The following is a 15,784-nucleotide window of genomic DNA, read 5'->3' as shown; positions in this document are numbered from 1 at the left end:
GATGCCCAGACGTCAACCAACAATTCAGGGACCCGAATATGTCGCTCCGACATGGCTGAAGGCGCGATGGCCGAATTGCATCGGCGCGCCTTCGGTATCCAGGAAGACGGGGCGCTCTCCGCCTTCGACGACTTCTCCGATATTCCGGACGGGAACTCCCGCCTCGGCCGCCGCCGCCTCGAATGCGGCGGCGTTATCCGGGGAAACCATGCAGAGGATCTCGTAATCGTCGCCGCCGGTCAGGCACAGCGCCAGGAGCGCCGGATTGTCTTGGACCGCCGCGGCCGCCGCTACGGACAGCGGGACGGTTCCCGCCTGAATACGCGCGGAGACGCGGGAAACGGCGCACAGTTTGTCGAGGTCGCCAACAAGGCCGTCGGACACGTCCAGGGCCGCCGTCGCGAACCGGGCCACGGCCGGCGCCAGGACGACGCGCGGCTGCGGCAGGCGATAGCGCGCGCGCAGGAAGGCCCGTTTGTCGTCGTCCAGGCCGGAGATCCTCGGATCGTCCGTGGCGACCAGGAGCCCCAATGCCCCGTCGCCGATGGTGCCGGAGACATAGACGCGGTCGCCGGGCCTCGCGCCGGCACGGCGCACCATGCCGCCCTTTTCGACGCTGCCGAAGGCGGTTATCGAGACGAGAAGCGTGTCGGCGCGGATCGTGTCGCCGCCATAGACGGAAATCCCGTATTCCTCTTGGTCTGCGGCGAGCCCTTCGGCGAAGTCCCGCACCCAGTCTTCCGTCCAGTCGGGACCGAGCCCGAGCAGCACCAGATAGCCGTCCGGCGTCGCGCCCTTGGCGGCGAGATCGGAGAGGTTGACCCTGAGCGCCTTGCGGGCGACCACGCCGGCGGCCTCGCCACTCAGAAAGTGGTGGCCTTCGGCGATGCCGTCCTTGGTCAGGACGAGATCGGTTCCCGGAGGCGGCGAGAACGCGGCGGCGTCATCGAGCAGCTGAAAGGCGCCTGGCGCCGTCGCCAAGGGGCGAAAGTAGCGCGCGATCAGGCCGTGTTCGTCGCCTTCCGGCGCACCGGGACCGCTCATCAGCCCCCGCTTCCGGCGAGCTCCTTCGCCCGTTCGCGCCGTGCGATGGAATCCAGGATCGCATTGACAATGCCGGGCTCGTCGCCGTCCTCGAAGAAAGCCTTGGCGATGTCGACATACTCGCTGATGACCACACGCGGCGGCACGTCGCGGCGCTCGATCAGCTCATAGGCGCCGGCGCGCAGCACGGCGCGCAACGTCAGGTCGACGCGCTTCAGCGGCCATCCCTTCTCGAGATGCGTGTTGACGTCGGTGTCGATGCGCCGCTGGAGCTTGACGACGCCCGAGACGAGATCGCGGAAGAACTTCACGTCGGCGCCGATCAGCTTGTCGCCCTCGATTTCGCCGCCGAGCCGATGGGCCTCGAATTCGGCCAGCGTCGCTTCGAGGCCGGAGCTTGCGACATCCATCTGGTAGAGGGCCTGAACGGCGGCGAGACGGGCGGCGCCTCGTTTGTTGGCCTTGGAGACCGGTCGTTCGACGCGCGCGGTATTCACCGGTTGTCACCCTGTAGGCTGCGGCGGACGCCGATCATGGCCAGCGCGGCGCGCGCGGCGAAGCCGCCCTTGTCGCGACCGTCGATCGCGGCACGCGCATGGGCCTGCTGGGCATTCTCGACCGTCAGGATACCGTTGCCCAGGGCGAGCCGGTGCCCGACCGCGAGATCCATCACCGCGCGGGCGGAATCGTTCGCCACGATATCGTAGTGGCTCGTCTCGCCGCGGATGACGCAGCCGAGAAGCACAAAGCCGTCATAGGCCGCGGGCTCGAAGCGCTTGCCAGCCTCGACGGCCATCGCCAGCGCCGCGGGGATCTCCAGCACACCCGGCACCCAGATGCGCTCGACGCGCGCATCCGCCTCTTCCAGGGCAGCCATTGCGCCCGTGCGCAGGCTCTCGGCGATATCGGGATAGAACACCGCCTCGATGATGAGGATGCGCGGTCCGTCGTTGGTCATTTGTCTTCCGTTTCCTTGAGCCGGGCGACATAGCGCGCCATCAGGTCAACCTCCAGGTTGACCTTGTCGCCGATGCCGCGTTCGCCCCATGTCGTAACTTGCAGCGTATGTGGAATGAGCGTCACCCAGAAGCGATTTTGCTCGACGCCGTTGACGGTGAGCGATGTTCCGTCGAGGCAGACCGAGCCCTTCTCGGCGATGAACCGATGCAGCGGCGCGGGCGCCTCGAAGGTGAAACGGGTCGCCTCCCCGTCGGCCTCACGGCCGATGATCGGCGCGACGCCGTCGATATGGCCGGTGACGATGTGGCCGCCGAGCTCGTCGCCCTGCCTGAGCGAGCGCTCGAGGTTGATGCGCGTTCCCGGCTTCCAGCCACCGACCGTGGTGCGCGCCAGCGTCTCGCCCGTCACGTCGACGGTAAAGACGGTCCATCCGTCCGCCTCGGTCGCCACCGAGGTCACGGTCAGGCACGGTCCGCCGCACGCGATCGAAGCGCCGAGCGCGATCGAGTCGGCGGGGTAGGAACAGCGAATGGCAAACCGGCTGACGCCGTCGTCGTCCTGCCGCGAAACCACCTCGCCCCTATCGGTCACGATACCCGTGAACATCCGCGCTCCTAACCCGTCCGTATGTAGGTCGACATCACGTCGTCGCCGAGCGACACCCGGTCGACGGGCCTGTATGCCCCGTTCGCGCGGATCGCGGCAAGGGCCGGTCCGGCCGGCACCCCATTCGCTCCGATGTCGACCGCTCCGTCGTAGATCACGGCCTCGTCGATCATGCCGGCGTCCGCAAGGCTCGTGGCCACCGTCGCGCCACCCTCGACGAGTACACGGGTGATGCCGTGCTCCGCCAACACGTCCAACGCGGCGCCGATGCCGCCGTCCGACGGCAGCAAGACCGCGCCACGCCGCTCGAGCCCCGCCCTTCGGGCCGGGTCGGCTGTCTCGCGCGACATCAGCCAGACCGGTGTTCCTCCGGCCTCGTCGAGCATTTTCGCCGTCACCGGCAAGCGCAGATCGGTATCCAGCACGATCCGCACGGGCGACCGGTCCTGCATTCCCGGCAGCCGGCAGGTCAGCGCCGGGTCGTCGGCGAGCGCCGTACGAATGCCGATCAGGATGGCGTCGTTCGTCGCGCGCAGCATGTGGGCCGATGCCCGGGCGCGCGGCCCCGTTATGGCGACCGGCACACCGCCGGGCCCGGCGATCATGCCATCACGGCTGACGGCGAGCTTCAGCGTGACCCAGGGCCGGCCCTCGCGTACCCGCGTGAAATGACCGACATGGACCGCGCGGGCTTCGTCCGCGCCGATGCCGACCACGACGTCGATGCCGGCGTCGCGCAGCGCCGCGTGGCCGTGACCGCTCACACGGGCATCCGGATCCTCGACCGCCGAAACCACGCGCGTCACCCCCGCCGCGATCAGCGCGTCGCTGCAGGGCGAGGTACGTCCGTGATGGGAACAGGGCTCGAGCGAGACATAGCAGGTCGCCCCACGCGCGCGATCGCCGGCTTGCGCCAGCGCCTCGGTCTCGGCGTGCGGGCGCCCGCCCTTGCGCGTCCAGCCGCGGCCGATGATGACCGGGCCGGCGGCCTCATGGCGTACGATCAGGGCGCCGACCGCCGGATTGGGCCAGGTGCGCCCCAGTTCACGGGCGCCCAGCCTTATCGCGGCGGCCATCAGGCGCGCGTCGAGATCGGAAGAGTATTCGACCATCGGGATTTCCCGCGGGCATCACACCGCGGAGTCGTCCTCCATATCGCCGCCATGCCCGGACAGCGCATCGACAAACTCCTCGAAATCCTTGGCTTCCCTGAAGTTCCTGTAGACGGACGCGAACCGGACATAGGCGACGTCGTCGAGCGAGCGCAGGCCCTCCATGACCAGCTTGCCGATCGTGTCGGACGAAATCTCGCTCTCGCCCTGGCTTTCCAGCCGGCGGACGATGCCGCTGACCAGCCGCTCTATCCGCTCTTCCTCGACCGGGCGCTTGCGCAAGGCCACCTGTACAGACCGGACCAGCTTGTCGCGATCGAAGGGAACCCGGCGGCCCGTCTTCTTGAGCACCGTCAACTCACGCAGCTGCACCCGTTCGAACGTGGTGAAGCGGCCGCCGCAATCGGGACAGACGCGACGGCGACGGATCGCGGCCGAGTCCTCCGTCGGCCGCGAATCCTTCACCTGCGTCGCCAGGCTTCCGCAATAGGGACAGCGCATTCCTGTCCTCCGCCCTTCCGTTGGCCCGTGCGGTCAGTCTTCGTAGATCGGGAACCGCCGGCACAGGTCGAGCGCGCGGGCGCGCACCGCCTCCTCCACCGCGGCGTTACCGTCTTCGGCATTCGCCTTGCGAAGCCCCTCCAGCACGTCGACGATCATAGCGCCGATGTCGCGGAATTCCGCAACACCGAAGCCACGCGTGGTGCCGGCCGGGCTGCCGAGGCGGACGCCGGAGGTGATCATCGGCTTTTCGGGATCGAACGGAATGCCGTTCTTGTTGCAGGTGATGTGCGCGCGGCCGAGGGATTCCTCGGCGACCTTGCCGGTCAGGCCCTTGGGGCGCAAATCGACCAGCATCAGATGGGTGTCGGTGCCCCCGGACACGATGTCGAGGCCCGCCCCCTTCAGGTGATCGGCAAGCGCCTTGGCGTTGTCGACGACATTCTGCGCATAGACCTTGAACTCGGGCTTCAGTGCCTCGCCGAATGCAACGGCCTTGGCGGCGATCACGTGCATCAGCGGCCCGCCCTGCAGGCCCGGGAACACGGCCGAATTCACCTTCTTGGCGATGTCCTGGTCGTTGGTCAGCACCATGCCGCCGCGCGGCCCGCGAAGGGTCTTGTGGGTGGTGGTGGTGACCACGTGGGCGTGGGGGAACGGGCTGGGATGCACGCCCGCGGCGACGAGCCCGGCGAAATGGGCCATGTCGACCATCAGATGGGCGCCAACCGCGTCCGCGATCTGCCGGAACTTCGCGAAATCGAAGATGCGCGGATAGGCCGAGCCGCCGGCGATGATGATCTTCGGCTTGTGCTCCTCGGCCAGGCGCGCGACCTCGTCCATGTCGACCTGCTGGTCGTCGCGGCGCACCGTGTAATGAACGGCATTGAACCACTTGCCAGACACGTTGACCGGCGATCCGTGGGTCAGGTGTCCGCCCGCCGAGAGGCTGAGCCCCAGAATGGTGTCGCCCGGCTTGGCGAGCGCCATGAACACGGCCTGGTTGGCCTGCGAGCCCGAGTGCGGCTGAACGTTGGCGAACGCGCAGCCGAACAGGCGCTTGGCGCGGTCGATCGCGAGGTTTTCGGCGACGTCGACAAACTGGCAGCCGCCGTAGTAGCGCCGGCCGGGATAGCCCTCGGCGTATTTGTTGGTGAGAACCGAGCCCTGAGCCTCGAGAACGGCGCGCGAAACGATGTTCTCGGATGCAATCAGCTCGATTTCGTCGCGCTGACGACCGAGTTCGCCGCGAATCGCCTCGGCCAGTTCGGGGTCGGCATCGGCAACGCCGGCGCCAAAGAAAGCGCGGCTCGCGGACGTGAAATCGGACGGCTGGTTCACCGACATTGGCAGAATTCCCGGTTCTCGAGGGTGAGAGGAACGTCGCCGGCCGCGACTAGATCGGCCGGCGATCTCGCCTGCGCAATACCACAGCTTGTAGGGACGGCCAACCGAGGATGCGGCGCAGGGAGACAGCGGAACCGGTCCGCGAAGCGTCGCGAACCAGACAGGCGTTCAGGCTAAGCGTATCGGGAACCGTCGGGTTTCCCGGTCGGATCGGGACGGCTGGTGCCGTCGTCCGCCGATGCGGCAAGACGCCGCTTCAACTTCCGCACGGCCAACTGGCCGATGTCGTCCTGCGAGACATTGGCGGGACCGAAAACAACGACCTCGACGCCCGTTTCCGCATCGATCGCGGCCACGCGCATCTGGCCGCTCAAAAGGCTGTATTCGAGGTAGATCTCGCCCCTTTCCGGGGCGGCGGACCCACGGCGCGCCGGCGTGCCGGCGCCTCCGCGGCGAACGGCCATCAGATATCGGACGCCAGCGGCGCGCCAGGACCGTCCTGGTCGTAGATGTCGGGACGGAAATGCACGACGCCATCGGACGTGGCCCAGGCGGTGATGTAGGCGAAATAGATCGGCGTCGCCTTTCTCAGGCTGACGTCGATGCGTTCGCCCGAGCGCACCACCGCGTCGATCTTGGTGCGCGACCAGTCGCCGTTGGGCTGCAACAGCCAGTCGACGAGCTGACGGACGTTCTGGACGCGCACGCAGCCTGATGAATGGAAGCGGGCGTTCTGGCCGAACAGGGTCTGCTGCGGGGTATCGTGCAGGTAGACCGCGTGCTGGTTGGGGAAATTGATGCGGATCGAGCCCAGCGAGTTCTGGTCGCCCGGATCCTGCTTGAGCATGTAGTCGACGGCCTCGTTGGTGTTCCAATCCACCTGCGAGGGGTCGAGCTCGTCGCCCTTGCCGTTGAGAATGCGGATCTTGTAGCGGGTCAGATAGTCGGGATCCTCCCGCATCTTCGGGATGATGTCCTTGCGGATGATGCTCTTGGGCACCGTCCAGTAAGGATTGAAGCTCACGTAGAGGACTTTCTTGGTCAGGATCGGGGACTGACGATCCTTGCGGCCGACGACGGCGGTGTGGCGCGAGGCGACAGTGCCGTTCTCCACCGCTTCCACTTCGGCGGCGGGGATGTTGACCATGACGTAGCGGTCGCCGAGATCGGCCGACATCGCCTGGACCCGCACGAGATTGGTGCGGAGCTGGGTGATGCGGACGTCGACCGGCACGTTCAGCTCGGCCAGCGTCTCGTCGCGCACCATGCCGTCGGGCAGCAGGCCATGACGGGCCTGGAAGCGACGGACGGCGGCCTCGACATAGGTATCGAACGTGTTCGACACGCCGGCGGCGGCATTCAGATCACCGGAGGCGATCAGACGCGCGCGCAGCGCCGCGACGTTCTTGTGCGACAGGCCGACACGCAGGACCTGGCCGCCGGGGACCTGGCCCCAGCCGCCGCGTCCGGCAATTGCCATATAGGTGTCGATGGCGGTCTGGATGTTCGCGACGGTCTGTGCGCTCAGGGTCGGCTGCCGCGAGTCGAAGGTGAAGCTCAGCGTATCCGACGAGGGATCGAAGCGGTCGCTCCACTCCGCGCCGCCCTTGTCGAAGGTCGGCAGCGACGGATCGGACTGCTGACTGACGGCGACGCGCGTGTTGCTGTTGCTCTTCGATAACAGGGAATCGAACCACGTGCCGTTTCCGGCATTGTTCGCCAGTGCCGCGGCAGGCGCCGCGAATACGGTCCCGGCCAGTGCCAGTCCGAAAAGTCGGTCGTGCAGTTTCATCGCCATCCGCACCCGTGCCGCAAGTAGGGTTCCGGGCCCCCGGCTCGCAAACAACGGCGCGTCAGACGCGCCCGCGAACCTCGTTCGTACAATACCCGGTCTGTAACACTTCGAGGGTTAACGAACAACAACCCATCTTGGCTGGAATATGGCGACTAGACTTCGTTTCGCATAGTCGATCGGGAAAAATCGCAGGTCCGATCCTCGCGGACCCGATCAACACTGCCCGGCTACACGCGCCAAAAGCCCCGGCACGCGGCCGGGGCCTTCGACAGGAGAGCGGCCGGCAGCCGGCCGATCCCTCAAAGCCGATAGAGGATCTGGTCGGTCCAGAAGCGTTCCAGCTTCTGCAGGGACCGGTTGAGACGGTCGAAATCATCGCAGCCAAGGCCGCCGACCTTCTCGATGGACCTCAGGTGGCGGTCATAGAGAGAGGCGATGATGTTGTGCACTTCCTGGCCCTTCTCGGTCAGGGAAATCCGCACGGAACGCCGGTCCACCGTCGAACGCTGGTGATGGACATACCCCCCCTCGACCAGCTTCTTAAGGTTATAGGACACGTTCGAGCCCAGATAATAACCGCGGGTGCGCAGTTCACCCGCCGTCAACTCGGAATCGCCGATATTGAACAACAGCAGCGCCTGGACGCTGTTGACGTCGGCCCGGCCCTCGCGGTCGAACTCGTCCTTGATAACGTCGAGAAGCCGGCGATGCAGGCGCTCGACCAAGGTCAACGCCTCGAGATACCGCGGCTTAAGCTCTTCATCTTCTGCGGAGTGTCCCGCCACCACCTGATTGGCGATTGCTACGCTCATCTGACTGCCTCACTGTTCGACTATGTGGTGTTCCCCACTTGTCGATCAGCCTAAACGGAGCAGACTAAGATGGCCTTAAAAGTCAGGCTTAATTTTCTAGAAAATTGAAATTTCCGAATGATTTACCTTTTACCTCGCAAGAACTTGACGACCCCGGAGAAGTCCAGACCACCGTTTCCTTCTCCTGCAAACAAACCGTAAATCTGTGCCGCTTCGGCACCGAGCGGCGTGTTGGCGCCCGAACTGTTGGCCGCATCCTGGGCCAGCTTCAGGTCCTTCAGCATCATGTCGGCGGTGAAGCCGGCCTGATAGTCCCGGTTGGCCGGAGACGTCGGAACAGGCCCGGGAACCGGGCAATAGGTCGTCAGCGACCAGCACTGGCCAGACGCGGTGGAGGAGATGTCGAACAGCTTCTGGTGGTCGAGACCGAGCTTCTCGGCCAGCACGAAAGCCTCGGATACGCCGATCATCGAGATGCCGAGGATCATGTTGTTGCAGATCTTCGCCGCCTGGCCGTTGCCGGCGCCGCCGGCGTGGACGATCGTCTTGCCCATCCGATCCAGGAACGGCCGGGCCTGATCGAACGCCGCCTCGGGGCCGCCGACCATAAACGTTAATGTTCCCGCCTGGGCGCCCCCGACGCCGCCAGAGACCGGGGCGTCGATCATGCCCATGCCCGCGGCCTCGGCGGCAGCCGCGACCTTGCGGGCGGTGGCCACGTCGATGGTCGAGGAATCGATGAACAGCGTCCCCTTGGCGGCGGCCGCGATCAGGCCCCCCTCGCCTGATTGCGCGTCGCCGAGATAGACCGCTTCGACGTGGCGGCCGGCGGGCAGCATGGTGACGACGACCTCGGCGCCGGACACCGCGTCCGCGGCCGAACCGCAGGGCGTGCCGCCGGCTTCGGCCAGGCGCGCCTTCGCGTCTTCGGAAAGGTCGAAGCCCTGCACCGCATGACCGGCCTTGACCAGATTGGCGGCCATCGGCCCGCCCATGTTGCCCAGTCCGATAAAGCCTACCGTCGCCATCGCTTCCTCCCTTTATAGGTCCGCGACACGCCTATTCTTCCGGCATGCGCAGGATTTCGCCCGTATTTTCCGGCGTGCCCGTCCACCAGGCCAGCCCGACATAGACAAGGATCGTCATGGAGTGGAACGCCACGATGAGCCAGGCCGAGCCGAACAGATCGGCGAAGCCGATATGCATCACGAGTTCCGCGACCGCGGAGAACAGCCAGGCCGCCACGCCCCAGGCCGCCCCGCACCACAATCCGACGGCGGCGACGACCTGCAGGAGCGCGAAATAGACCGTGGCGACCTGCACGTGGGCCGGCATGGTCTCGAAGCCGGGGCCGAGCACGCCGATGATCCGCGCCCAGTGCATCAGGCCGTTGACGAAATAGAAGAAAGCCAGCGAGCGCAGATACCAGAGCAGGACGGTCGGGGCGAGCGGCGCCGCCTTGGCGAACTGAAGCGGCATCTAGACGCGATCCAATCCGGTCAGATCGAGCTCGTCCGCGCCCAAGGGCGCGAAAACAGCATCGACGTCGGCGTCGGAGACATCCGACAGGCTGTCTGGGCGCCATTTCGGCGCGTTGTCCTTGTCGATGATCACGGCGCGTACGCCCTCGAAGAAGTCGTGCCCCTTCAAGACCCGGGCGACGACGCGGAATTCGGTACGCATGCAGTCCTCGAAATCGGCTTTGGCGCCCACCTGCATCTGACGGAGCGCAATCTTCAGGCTCGTCGGAGACTTGGTGCGGATCGTGGCCGCGGCCTTCACCGCCCATTCGGCCTGCGCGCCGGTCTCCGAGTCGAGCCGGGACAGTATCGCCTCGACGGTCGCGCCGGAGAAGCAACGATCGATCAGCGATTGCAGCTCGGGAACCGTGGTGCCGGACGGCGGCTGAGAAAACGATTCAAGGATCTCATCCAAGTTACTGGGATTGCATAGGGCTTCGGTGAGCGCCGCGAACCTGTCCGAAGCGACCGCATGGGTCGCGACCCCGGTCTCGACCACATCGGCCTGCCCCAACCGCGCGCCGGTGAGCGCAAGCCACGTGCCGACCTTTCCCGGCAGGCGCGGCAGGAAGTAGGTGCCGCCGACATCGGGAAACAGGCCGATGCCCGTTTCGGGCATGGCGAACATCGTGCGTCCGCCCGCGACCCGATGACTGCCATGCACGGAGATACCGACACCGCCGCCCATGTCGATGCCGTCGATCAGGGCGACATAGGGCTTGGGATAGCGCTTGATGTAGGTGTTGAGGCGATATTCTTCCGCGTAGAAGGTCAGCGCCATGGGATCGCCCGCCCTTCCCCAGTCGTAGAGCTGGCGGATATCGCCCCCGGCGCAGAACGCCTTCTCGCCAGCGGCGCGGACGACGACGCGCTCGATGTCGGCATCGTTCGCCCATTCGATCAGCTGCGGATGCAGCGCCCGGACCATGTTCAGCGTCAGCGCATTCAGCGCCTTCGGCCGGTTCAGCGTGACCAGGCCGGCGCAGCCGCGTTTCTCGAACAGAATTTCGGGTTCGCCCGTCACCGTCCGAATATCTCCCGCGCCACGATCAGGCGCATGATCTCGTTGGTTCCCTCGAGAATCTGGTGCACCCGCAGGTCCCGCACGATCTTCTCGATCCCGTATTCCGACAGATAGCCGTAGCCGCCATGCAGCTGCAGCGCCTGGTTGGCGACGTCAAAGCCGATATCCGTCACGTATCGTTTGGCCATGGCGCAGAGTTTGGTCGCGTCCGGCGTCTTCGCATCGAGCGCCGAGGCGGCGCGCCACAGGAAGGTCCGCGCCGCTTCCAGTTCGATCGCCATGTCGGCGACGCGGAACTGCAGCGCCTGGAACTCCTTGAGGTGCCTGCCGAAGGCGGAGCGCTCGCCCATGTAGCCGACCGCCTTGTCGAGGGCCGCCTGAGCGCCGCCGAGGGAACAGGCGGAAATGTTGAGCCTGCCGCCATCCAGGCCGGCCATGGCGATCCTGAAGCCGTCGCCCTCCTGCCCCAGCCGGTTCTCGACGGGAACCCGCGCGCCCTCGAAGATGACGGCGCGTGTCGGCTGGGTATTCCAGCCCATCTTCACCTCGTTGGCGCCGAACGACACGCCGGGCGTGTCGCCGGGGATCACCAGCGTCGAGATGCCCTTGGGCCCGTCGGCGCCGGTGCGCACCATCGCCACATAGACGTCGGTCTCGCCGCCGCCGGAGATGAACTGCTTCTGGCCGTCAAGAACGTAGTGATCGCCATCGCGCACCGCCCTGGCGCGCAAAGCTGCCGCGTCCGAACCGGCGCCGGGCTCGGTCAGGGCGTAGCTGGCCAGCAGCTCCATCGAACACAGGCCGGGCAGCCACTTCTGGCGCTGCTCGTCGTTGCCGAAGGCGTCGACCATCCACGCGGCCATGTTGTGGATCGAGATATAGGCGGCGGTGGACGGACAGGCGGTGGCCAGCGCCTCGAAGATCAGCGCGGCGTCGAGCCGGGTCAGGCCCGAGCCGCCGACATCCTCGCGCACATAGATGCCGCCCATGCCGAGCGTGGCGGCGGCCCGCAGCGCGTCGACGGGGAAATGCTTCCGGCGGTCCCACTCATCGGCATGGGGCGCGAGTTCGGCCCCCGCAAAGTCGCGCGCCATATCGCGGATTGCCGTCTGTTCCTCGCTTAGAGAGAAGTCCATGGCCTCCCCGCCTTCGGTCCAGCCCGTTTCTCGTCATGGCCTGTTTATCGCCCACGCCATGCCCGGGCTCGCCCCGGGCATGGCGTGAAGAAAGCGAGGCCGCGCCTGCCTCAGCGCATCGTCGGGATGACGAACTCCGCGCCGTCCTTGATTCCGGACGGCCACCGCGACGTCACGGTCTTGGTCTTCGTGTAGAAGCGGATCGAGTCCGGACCGTGCTGGTTGAGATCGCCGAAGCCCGAGCGCTTCCAGCCGCCGAAGGTATGATAGGCCAGCGGCACCGGGATCGGCACGTTGATGCCGACCATGCCGACATTCACCTTCGAGGCGAAATCGCGGGCGGCATCGCCATCGCGGGTGTAGATCGCGACGCCATTGCCATACTCGTGGTTGGTCGGCAGCGCGGCCGCCTCCTCGTAGTCCTTGGCGCGGACGACGGAGAGAACCGGGCCGAAGATCTCCTCCTTGTAGATCGTCATGTCCGAGGTCACCTCGTCGAACAGGCAGCCGCCCATGAAGAAGCCGTTCTCGTAGCCCTGCATGGTGAAGGCACGGCCATCGACGGCGAGCCTGGCGCCTTCCTTGACGCCGAGATCGACATAGCCTTTCACGCGCTCGAGCGCCGCCTTGGTGACGAGCGGGCCGTAGTCGGCATCGACGTCGCTGGACAGGCCGATCTTCAGGCTCTCCACCCGCGGGATCAGCTTGTCCATCAGCGCGTCGGCGGTCTGCTGACCGACGGGCACGGCCACAGAGATCGCCATGCAGCGCTCGCCGGCGGACCCATAGCCGGCGCCGATCAGCGCGTCGACGGCCTGATCCAGATCGGCGTCGGGCATGACGATCATGTGGTTCTTGGCGCCGCCAAAGCACTGGACGCGCTTACCGTGGGCCGTGCCGGTCGAATAGATGTACTCGGCAATGGCGCTGGAACCGACGAAGCCGATCGCCATGATGCGCGGATCGGTGAGGATCGTGTCGACGGCCTCCTTGTCGCCGTTGACGACATTGAACACGCCGTCCGGCAGGCCGGCCTCGCGGAACAGCTCGGCGATCCGCATCGGCACGGAGGGATCGCGCTCCGAGGGCTTGAGGATGAAGGCGTTGCCGCAGGCGATCGCCGGAGCGCATTTCCAAAGCGGGATCATCGCCGGGAAGTTGAACGGCGTGATGCCGGCGACGACGCCGAGCGGCTGGCGCATCGAGTACATGTCGATGCCGGGGCCGGCGCCCTCGGTGAACTCGCCCTTGAGCAGGTGCGGGATGCCGCAGGCGAACTCGACGACCTCGAGGCCGCGCTGGATATCACCCTTGGCGTCGGGAATGGTCTTGCCGTGCTCGGACGACAGGAGCGCCGCCAGGCTCTCCATCTCCGCCTGACAGAGCTGCAGGAACCTGAACATCACGCGGGCGCGCTTCTGCGGGTTCTCCGCCGCCCAGGCGGTCTGCGCCCTGGCCGCGTTATCGATGATCGACTCGACCTCGGCCTTGGACGCCAGCGCCACCTTGGCCTGAACCTCGCCGGTGTTCGGATCGAATATCTCGCCGAAGCGGCCAGACGTGCCGTCCACGGTCTTGCCGCCGACGAAATGGCCAATTGTCCTCATGGTCGTCTCCTGATGCTCCCTGTTGCACGCAACATATCTGATTAAATCAGCACGACCATCGGCTTGTTTGCCCATCGGTTGTGCGATTATGTACATACGCATGTCGCTCGACTGGAACGATCTGCGCTACTTCCTTTCGGTCGCCCGCACCGGGCGCCTGACCGAAGCCTCGCGGCGGCTCGGCACCGACCATGCCACCGTCTCCCGCCGCATCAAGGCGCTGGAGGGCGCGCTCGATGCCCGGCTGTTCGAACGCTCGCCGCGCGGCTACGCGCTGACGGAGGCCGGCGAGCGCCTGCTCGCCCATGCCGAACGCATGGAGAGTTCGGCCGCACGCATGCAAAGCGAAATTGCGGGCGAGAACATGACGCTGGGGGGCGCGGTCCGGGTCGGAGCGCCCGACGGCTTCGGCACCATCTTCCTGGCGCCGCGTATCGGCACCCTGAACCGGCGCTATCCGGAACTCGACCTGCAGATTGTCGCGATGCCCCGTGTCTTCAGTCTGTCCAAACGGGAAGCGGACATCGCGATCGGTCTCGCCCGGCCCACCGAGGGCCGGCTGGTAACGCGCAAGCTGACCGACTACCGACTGCACCTCTATGCGTCCCGTTCCTATCTCGACGAAAACAACCCGATCGAAAGTCCGGCCGATCTGAGCGACCACGTCGTGATCGGCTATATCCCGGACCTGATCTTCACGCCGGAGCTCGACTATCTGCCCCAGGTGTCGTCGCAAATCAAACCCCGGCTGACGAGCTCCAATCTGATCGCGCAGATGCGCGCGGCGCGTGCCGGCGCGGGGCTGTGCATCCTGCCCGATTTCATGGCGCTGGAGGATCCCGGCCTTGTCTCGGTCCTGCGCGACGAAATCGACCTTGTCCGCACGTTCTGGCTGATCCTGCACGCCGATCTCCACGATATCGCCCGCGTCCGGGCCGTCGCCGATTTCATCGTCGCGGAAGTGGAGGCCGCGCGGGACTTATTCATGCCCGACAATCCGTCAATCGCGTGATCACCGGACGCCATTGCGTGCTGCCCATGCGTGACTGTCCGATCGAGCCGGGAAATGACGTGGAAACGCCAAGTCCTGCACCAATGCGGACCGAGCATCGAAGGCTTGGGACGATGCGCCAATCCGTCGTTTTGAGCGAGCGCGGAGCCCGTGATAGGTATCCCGTCCGAGACCCATTCCAGATTTCATTCGCGGAGAGAATATCGATGGCCAAACGCGAGGACACGCTGACAGGCATGGCGGGCGGCGCCCACGGCGATGTCGCGGAGGGCCGTGCGGGCACGACGGCGCGGGCGATCCGGCCACGCCGCAACCGCCGTTCGGACTGGGCGCGACGGCTGACGCGCGAGACCGTGCTGACCACCGACGACTTGATCTGGCCGCTCTTCGTGGTCGAGGGAAAGGGCGTGCGCGAGCCGGTCGCCTCCATGCCCGGCGTGGTGCGCTACTCGGTCGACGAGGCGGTGACGGCCGTCGCCGAGGCGGCGAAGCTCGGCATCCCCGCGATCGCGCTGTTCCCCTACACCAACCCGAAGCTGCGCGACGAGCGCGGCTCGGAAGCGATCAATCCGGACAATCTGGTCTGCCAGGCCTGCCGCGCGGTGAAGGACGCGGTGCCGGAGATCGGTATCGTCACCGATGTGGCCCTCGATCCCTATACCAGCCACGGCCATGACGGCCTGATCGAAGACGGCCGGATCCTCAACGACGAGACGGTCGAGGTGCTTGTCGAGCAGGCGCTGACCCAGGCCAGGGCCGGCTGCGACGTCATCGCTCCCTCCGACATGATGGACGGGCGCGTCGGCGCGATCCGCGCGGCGCTGGAGGCCGAAGGCATGGTCGACACGCAGATCATGGCCTACACGGCGAAATACGCCTCGGCCTTCTACGGCCCGTTCCGCGACGCGGTCGGCTCGTCGGGGACGCTGTCGGGCGACAAGCGCACCTACCAGATGGACTACGGCAATTCGGACGAGGCTCTGCGCGAGGCCGAACTCGACATCGCCGAGGGCGCCGACATGATCATGGTCAAGCCCGGCATGCCCTATCTCGATATCGTGCGGCGCCTGAAGGACACCTTCGCCATACCGACCTACGCCTATCAGGTGTCGGGCGAGTACGCGATGCTGTGCGCCGCCTTCGAGCGCGGCTGGCTCGACCGTGACAAGTGCGTGATGGAGACGCTGACCGGCTTCAAGCGCGCCGGCGCCGATGGTGTGCTGACCTATTTCGCGCTGGAAGCGGCGCGGAAACTGAACGGCTGAGGCGGCCCTCCCGGCGGTCCACAGTGGTCGGGATCCGACATCG

17 protein-coding genes are annotated in these 15,784 nt (G+C 66.3%); 2 read left to right on the top strand and 15 right to left on the bottom strand.

Translation table 11 applies throughout. The features are described from left to right. Positions 1–24 precede the first annotated feature (24 nt). From thiL to MUB46_RS14285, 15 genes are all read right to left on the bottom strand, one after another. Complete coding sequence (thiL, locus tag MUB46_RS14355) at positions 25–1,044, bottom strand: thiamine-phosphate kinase (protein WP_261616624.1); 1,020 nt, start codon at positions 1,042–1,044, stop codon at positions 25–27. Continuing rightward, positions 1,044–1,541, bottom strand: coding sequence for a transcription antitermination factor NusB (nusB, locus tag MUB46_RS14350; RefSeq protein ID WP_261616623.1), 498 nt, complete (start codon positions 1,539–1,541; stop codon positions 1,044–1,046). Before nusB ends, thiL begins: the two co-directional genes overlap by 1 nt. Next, a complete protein-coding gene (gene ribH / locus MUB46_RS14345) occupies positions 1,538–2,002 on the bottom strand; it encodes a 6,7-dimethyl-8-ribityllumazine synthase (protein WP_261616622.1) in 465 nt (154 codons plus the stop codon). Before ribH ends, nusB begins: the two co-directional genes overlap by 4 nt. Continuing rightward, positions 1,999–2,610, bottom strand: a complete 612-nt coding sequence (locus MUB46_RS14340; protein WP_261616621.1) for a riboflavin synthase — start codon at positions 2,608–2,610, stop codon at positions 1,999–2,001. Before MUB46_RS14340 ends, ribH begins: the two co-directional genes overlap by 4 nt. A gap of 8 nt (positions 2,611–2,618) precedes the next feature. Beyond that, a complete protein-coding gene (gene ribD, locus MUB46_RS14335; RefSeq protein ID WP_261616620.1) occupies positions 2,619–3,722 on the bottom strand; it encodes a bifunctional diaminohydroxyphosphoribosylaminopyrimidine deaminase/5-amino-6-(5-phosphoribosylamino)uracil reductase RibD in 1,104 nt (367 codons plus the stop codon). A gap of 18 nt (positions 3,723–3,740) precedes the next feature. Beyond that, a complete protein-coding gene (nrdR, locus tag MUB46_RS14330; RefSeq protein ID WP_261616619.1) occupies positions 3,741–4,223 on the bottom strand; it encodes a transcriptional regulator NrdR in 483 nt (160 codons plus the stop codon). A gap of 33 nt (positions 4,224–4,256) precedes the next feature. Next, entirely contained in the window at positions 4,257–5,570 is a 1,314-nt protein-coding gene (gene glyA / locus MUB46_RS14325; protein WP_261616618.1) for a serine hydroxymethyltransferase, read from the bottom strand. A 173-nt stretch (positions 5,571–5,743) separates the two neighbouring features. Further along, on the bottom strand, positions 5,744–6,034 hold the full coding sequence (locus MUB46_RS14320; RefSeq protein ID WP_261616617.1) for a DUF6898 family protein: 291 nt from the start codon (positions 6,032–6,034) through the stop codon (positions 5,744–5,746). Next, positions 6,034–7,362: a L,D-transpeptidase family protein gene (locus MUB46_RS14315; RefSeq protein ID WP_261616616.1), complete on the bottom strand. Its 1,329-nt coding sequence runs from the start codon at positions 7,360–7,362 to the stop codon at positions 6,034–6,036. Before MUB46_RS14315 ends, MUB46_RS14320 begins: the two co-directional genes overlap by 1 nt. A 302-nt stretch (positions 7,363–7,664) precedes the next feature. Further along, on the bottom strand, positions 7,665–8,177 hold the full coding sequence (gene ldtR, locus MUB46_RS14310) for a transcriptional regulator LdtR (protein ID WP_261616615.1): 513 nt from the start codon (positions 8,175–8,177) through the stop codon (positions 7,665–7,667). Positions 8,178–8,299: 122 nt separating this feature from the next. Then, complete coding sequence (gene mmsB, locus MUB46_RS14305; RefSeq protein ID WP_261616614.1) at positions 8,300–9,205, bottom strand: 3-hydroxyisobutyrate dehydrogenase; 906 nt, start codon at positions 9,203–9,205, stop codon at positions 8,300–8,302. A 31-nt stretch (positions 9,206–9,236) separates the two neighbouring features. Further along, on the bottom strand, positions 9,237–9,656 hold the full coding sequence (locus MUB46_RS14300) for a DUF6163 family protein (protein ID WP_261616613.1): 420 nt from the start codon (positions 9,654–9,656) through the stop codon (positions 9,237–9,239). Further along, positions 9,657–10,721 carry an enoyl-CoA hydratase/isomerase family protein gene (locus tag MUB46_RS14295; RefSeq protein WP_261616612.1) on the bottom strand — a complete coding sequence of 355 codons (1,065 nt, stop codon included), beginning with the start codon at positions 10,719–10,721 and terminating at the stop codon, positions 9,657–9,659. Beyond that, positions 10,718–11,857 (bottom strand): isobutyryl-CoA dehydrogenase, encoded by a 1,140-nt coding sequence (locus MUB46_RS14290; protein ID WP_261616611.1) that lies wholly within the window; start codon positions 11,855–11,857, stop codon positions 10,718–10,720. The genes MUB46_RS14295 and MUB46_RS14290 overlap by 4 nt, the downstream gene beginning before the upstream one ends. Positions 11,858–11,967: 110 nt before the next feature. Next, positions 11,968–13,464, bottom strand: a complete 1,497-nt coding sequence (locus tag MUB46_RS14285; protein WP_261616610.1) for a CoA-acylating methylmalonate-semialdehyde dehydrogenase — start codon at positions 13,462–13,464, stop codon at positions 11,968–11,970. Positions 13,465–13,552: 88 nt separating this feature from the next. Here MUB46_RS14285 and MUB46_RS14280 point away from each other — a divergent pair, with 88 nt between their 5' ends. Both MUB46_RS14280 and hemB read left to right on the top strand, forming a co-directional pair. After that, positions 13,553–14,476: a LysR family transcriptional regulator gene (locus MUB46_RS14280; protein WP_261616609.1), complete on the top strand. Its 924-nt coding sequence runs from the start codon at positions 13,553–13,555 to the stop codon at positions 14,474–14,476. A 236-nt stretch (positions 14,477–14,712) separates the two neighbouring features. Then, positions 14,713–15,741 (top strand): porphobilinogen synthase, encoded by a 1,029-nt coding sequence (gene hemB / locus MUB46_RS14275; RefSeq protein ID WP_261616834.1) that lies wholly within the window; start codon positions 14,713–14,715, stop codon positions 15,739–15,741. Positions 15,742–15,784: the final 43 nt, after the last annotated feature.

The organism is Microbaculum marinisediminis (genome assembly GCF_025397915.1).
Taxonomy (GTDB): Bacteria; Pseudomonadota; Alphaproteobacteria; order Rhizobiales; family Tepidamorphaceae; genus Microbaculum; species Microbaculum marinisediminis.
This window is presented reverse-complemented; position numbering and strand designations above follow the sequence as displayed.

Excerpts from the sequence above, each read along its gene's own strand:
- thiL (WP_261616624.1), bottom strand. The coding sequence starts at position 1,044 with ATGAGCGGTCCCGGTGCGCCGGAAGGCGACGAACACGGCCTGATCGCG.
- ribH (WP_261616622.1), bottom strand. The coding sequence starts at position 2,002 with ATGACCAACGACGGACCGCGCATCCTCATCATCGAGGCGGTGTTCTAT.
- MUB46_RS14340 (WP_261616621.1), bottom strand. The coding sequence starts at position 2,610 with ATGTTCACGGGTATCGTGACCGATAGGGGCGAGGTGGTTTCGCGGCAG.
- ribD (WP_261616620.1), bottom strand. The coding sequence starts at position 3,722 with ATGGTCGAATACTCTTCCGATCTCGACGCGCGCCTGATGGCCGCCGCG.
- nrdR (WP_261616619.1), bottom strand. The coding sequence starts at position 4,223 with ATGCGCTGTCCCTATTGCGGAAGCCTGGCGACGCAGGTGAAGGATTCG.
- glyA (WP_261616618.1), bottom strand. The coding sequence starts at position 5,570 with ATGTCGGTGAACCAGCCGTCCGATTTCACGTCCGCGAGCCGCGCTTTC.
- MUB46_RS14320 (WP_261616617.1), bottom strand. The coding sequence starts at position 6,034 with ATGGCCGTTCGCCGCGGAGGCGCCGGCACGCCGGCGCGCCGTGGGTCC.
- MUB46_RS14315 (WP_261616616.1), bottom strand. The coding sequence starts at position 7,362 with ATGAAACTGCACGACCGACTTTTCGGACTGGCACTGGCCGGGACCGTA.
- ldtR (WP_261616615.1), bottom strand. The coding sequence starts at position 8,177 with ATGAGCGTAGCAATCGCCAATCAGGTGGTGGCGGGACACTCCGCAGAA.
- mmsB (WP_261616614.1), bottom strand. The coding sequence starts at position 9,205 with ATGGCGACGGTAGGCTTTATCGGACTGGGCAACATGGGCGGGCCGATG.
- MUB46_RS14300 (WP_261616613.1), bottom strand. The coding sequence starts at position 9,656 with ATGCCGCTTCAGTTCGCCAAGGCGGCGCCGCTCGCCCCGACCGTCCTG.
- MUB46_RS14290 (WP_261616611.1), bottom strand. The coding sequence starts at position 11,857 with ATGGACTTCTCTCTAAGCGAGGAACAGACGGCAATCCGCGATATGGCG.
- MUB46_RS14285 (WP_261616610.1), bottom strand. The coding sequence starts at position 13,464 with ATGAGGACAATTGGCCATTTCGTCGGCGGCAAGACCGTGGACGGCACG.
- MUB46_RS14280 (WP_261616609.1), top strand. The coding sequence starts at position 13,553 with ATGTACATACGCATGTCGCTCGACTGGAACGATCTGCGCTACTTCCTT.
- hemB (WP_261616834.1), top strand. The coding sequence starts at position 14,713 with ATGGCGGGCGGCGCCCACGGCGATGTCGCGGAGGGCCGTGCGGGCACG.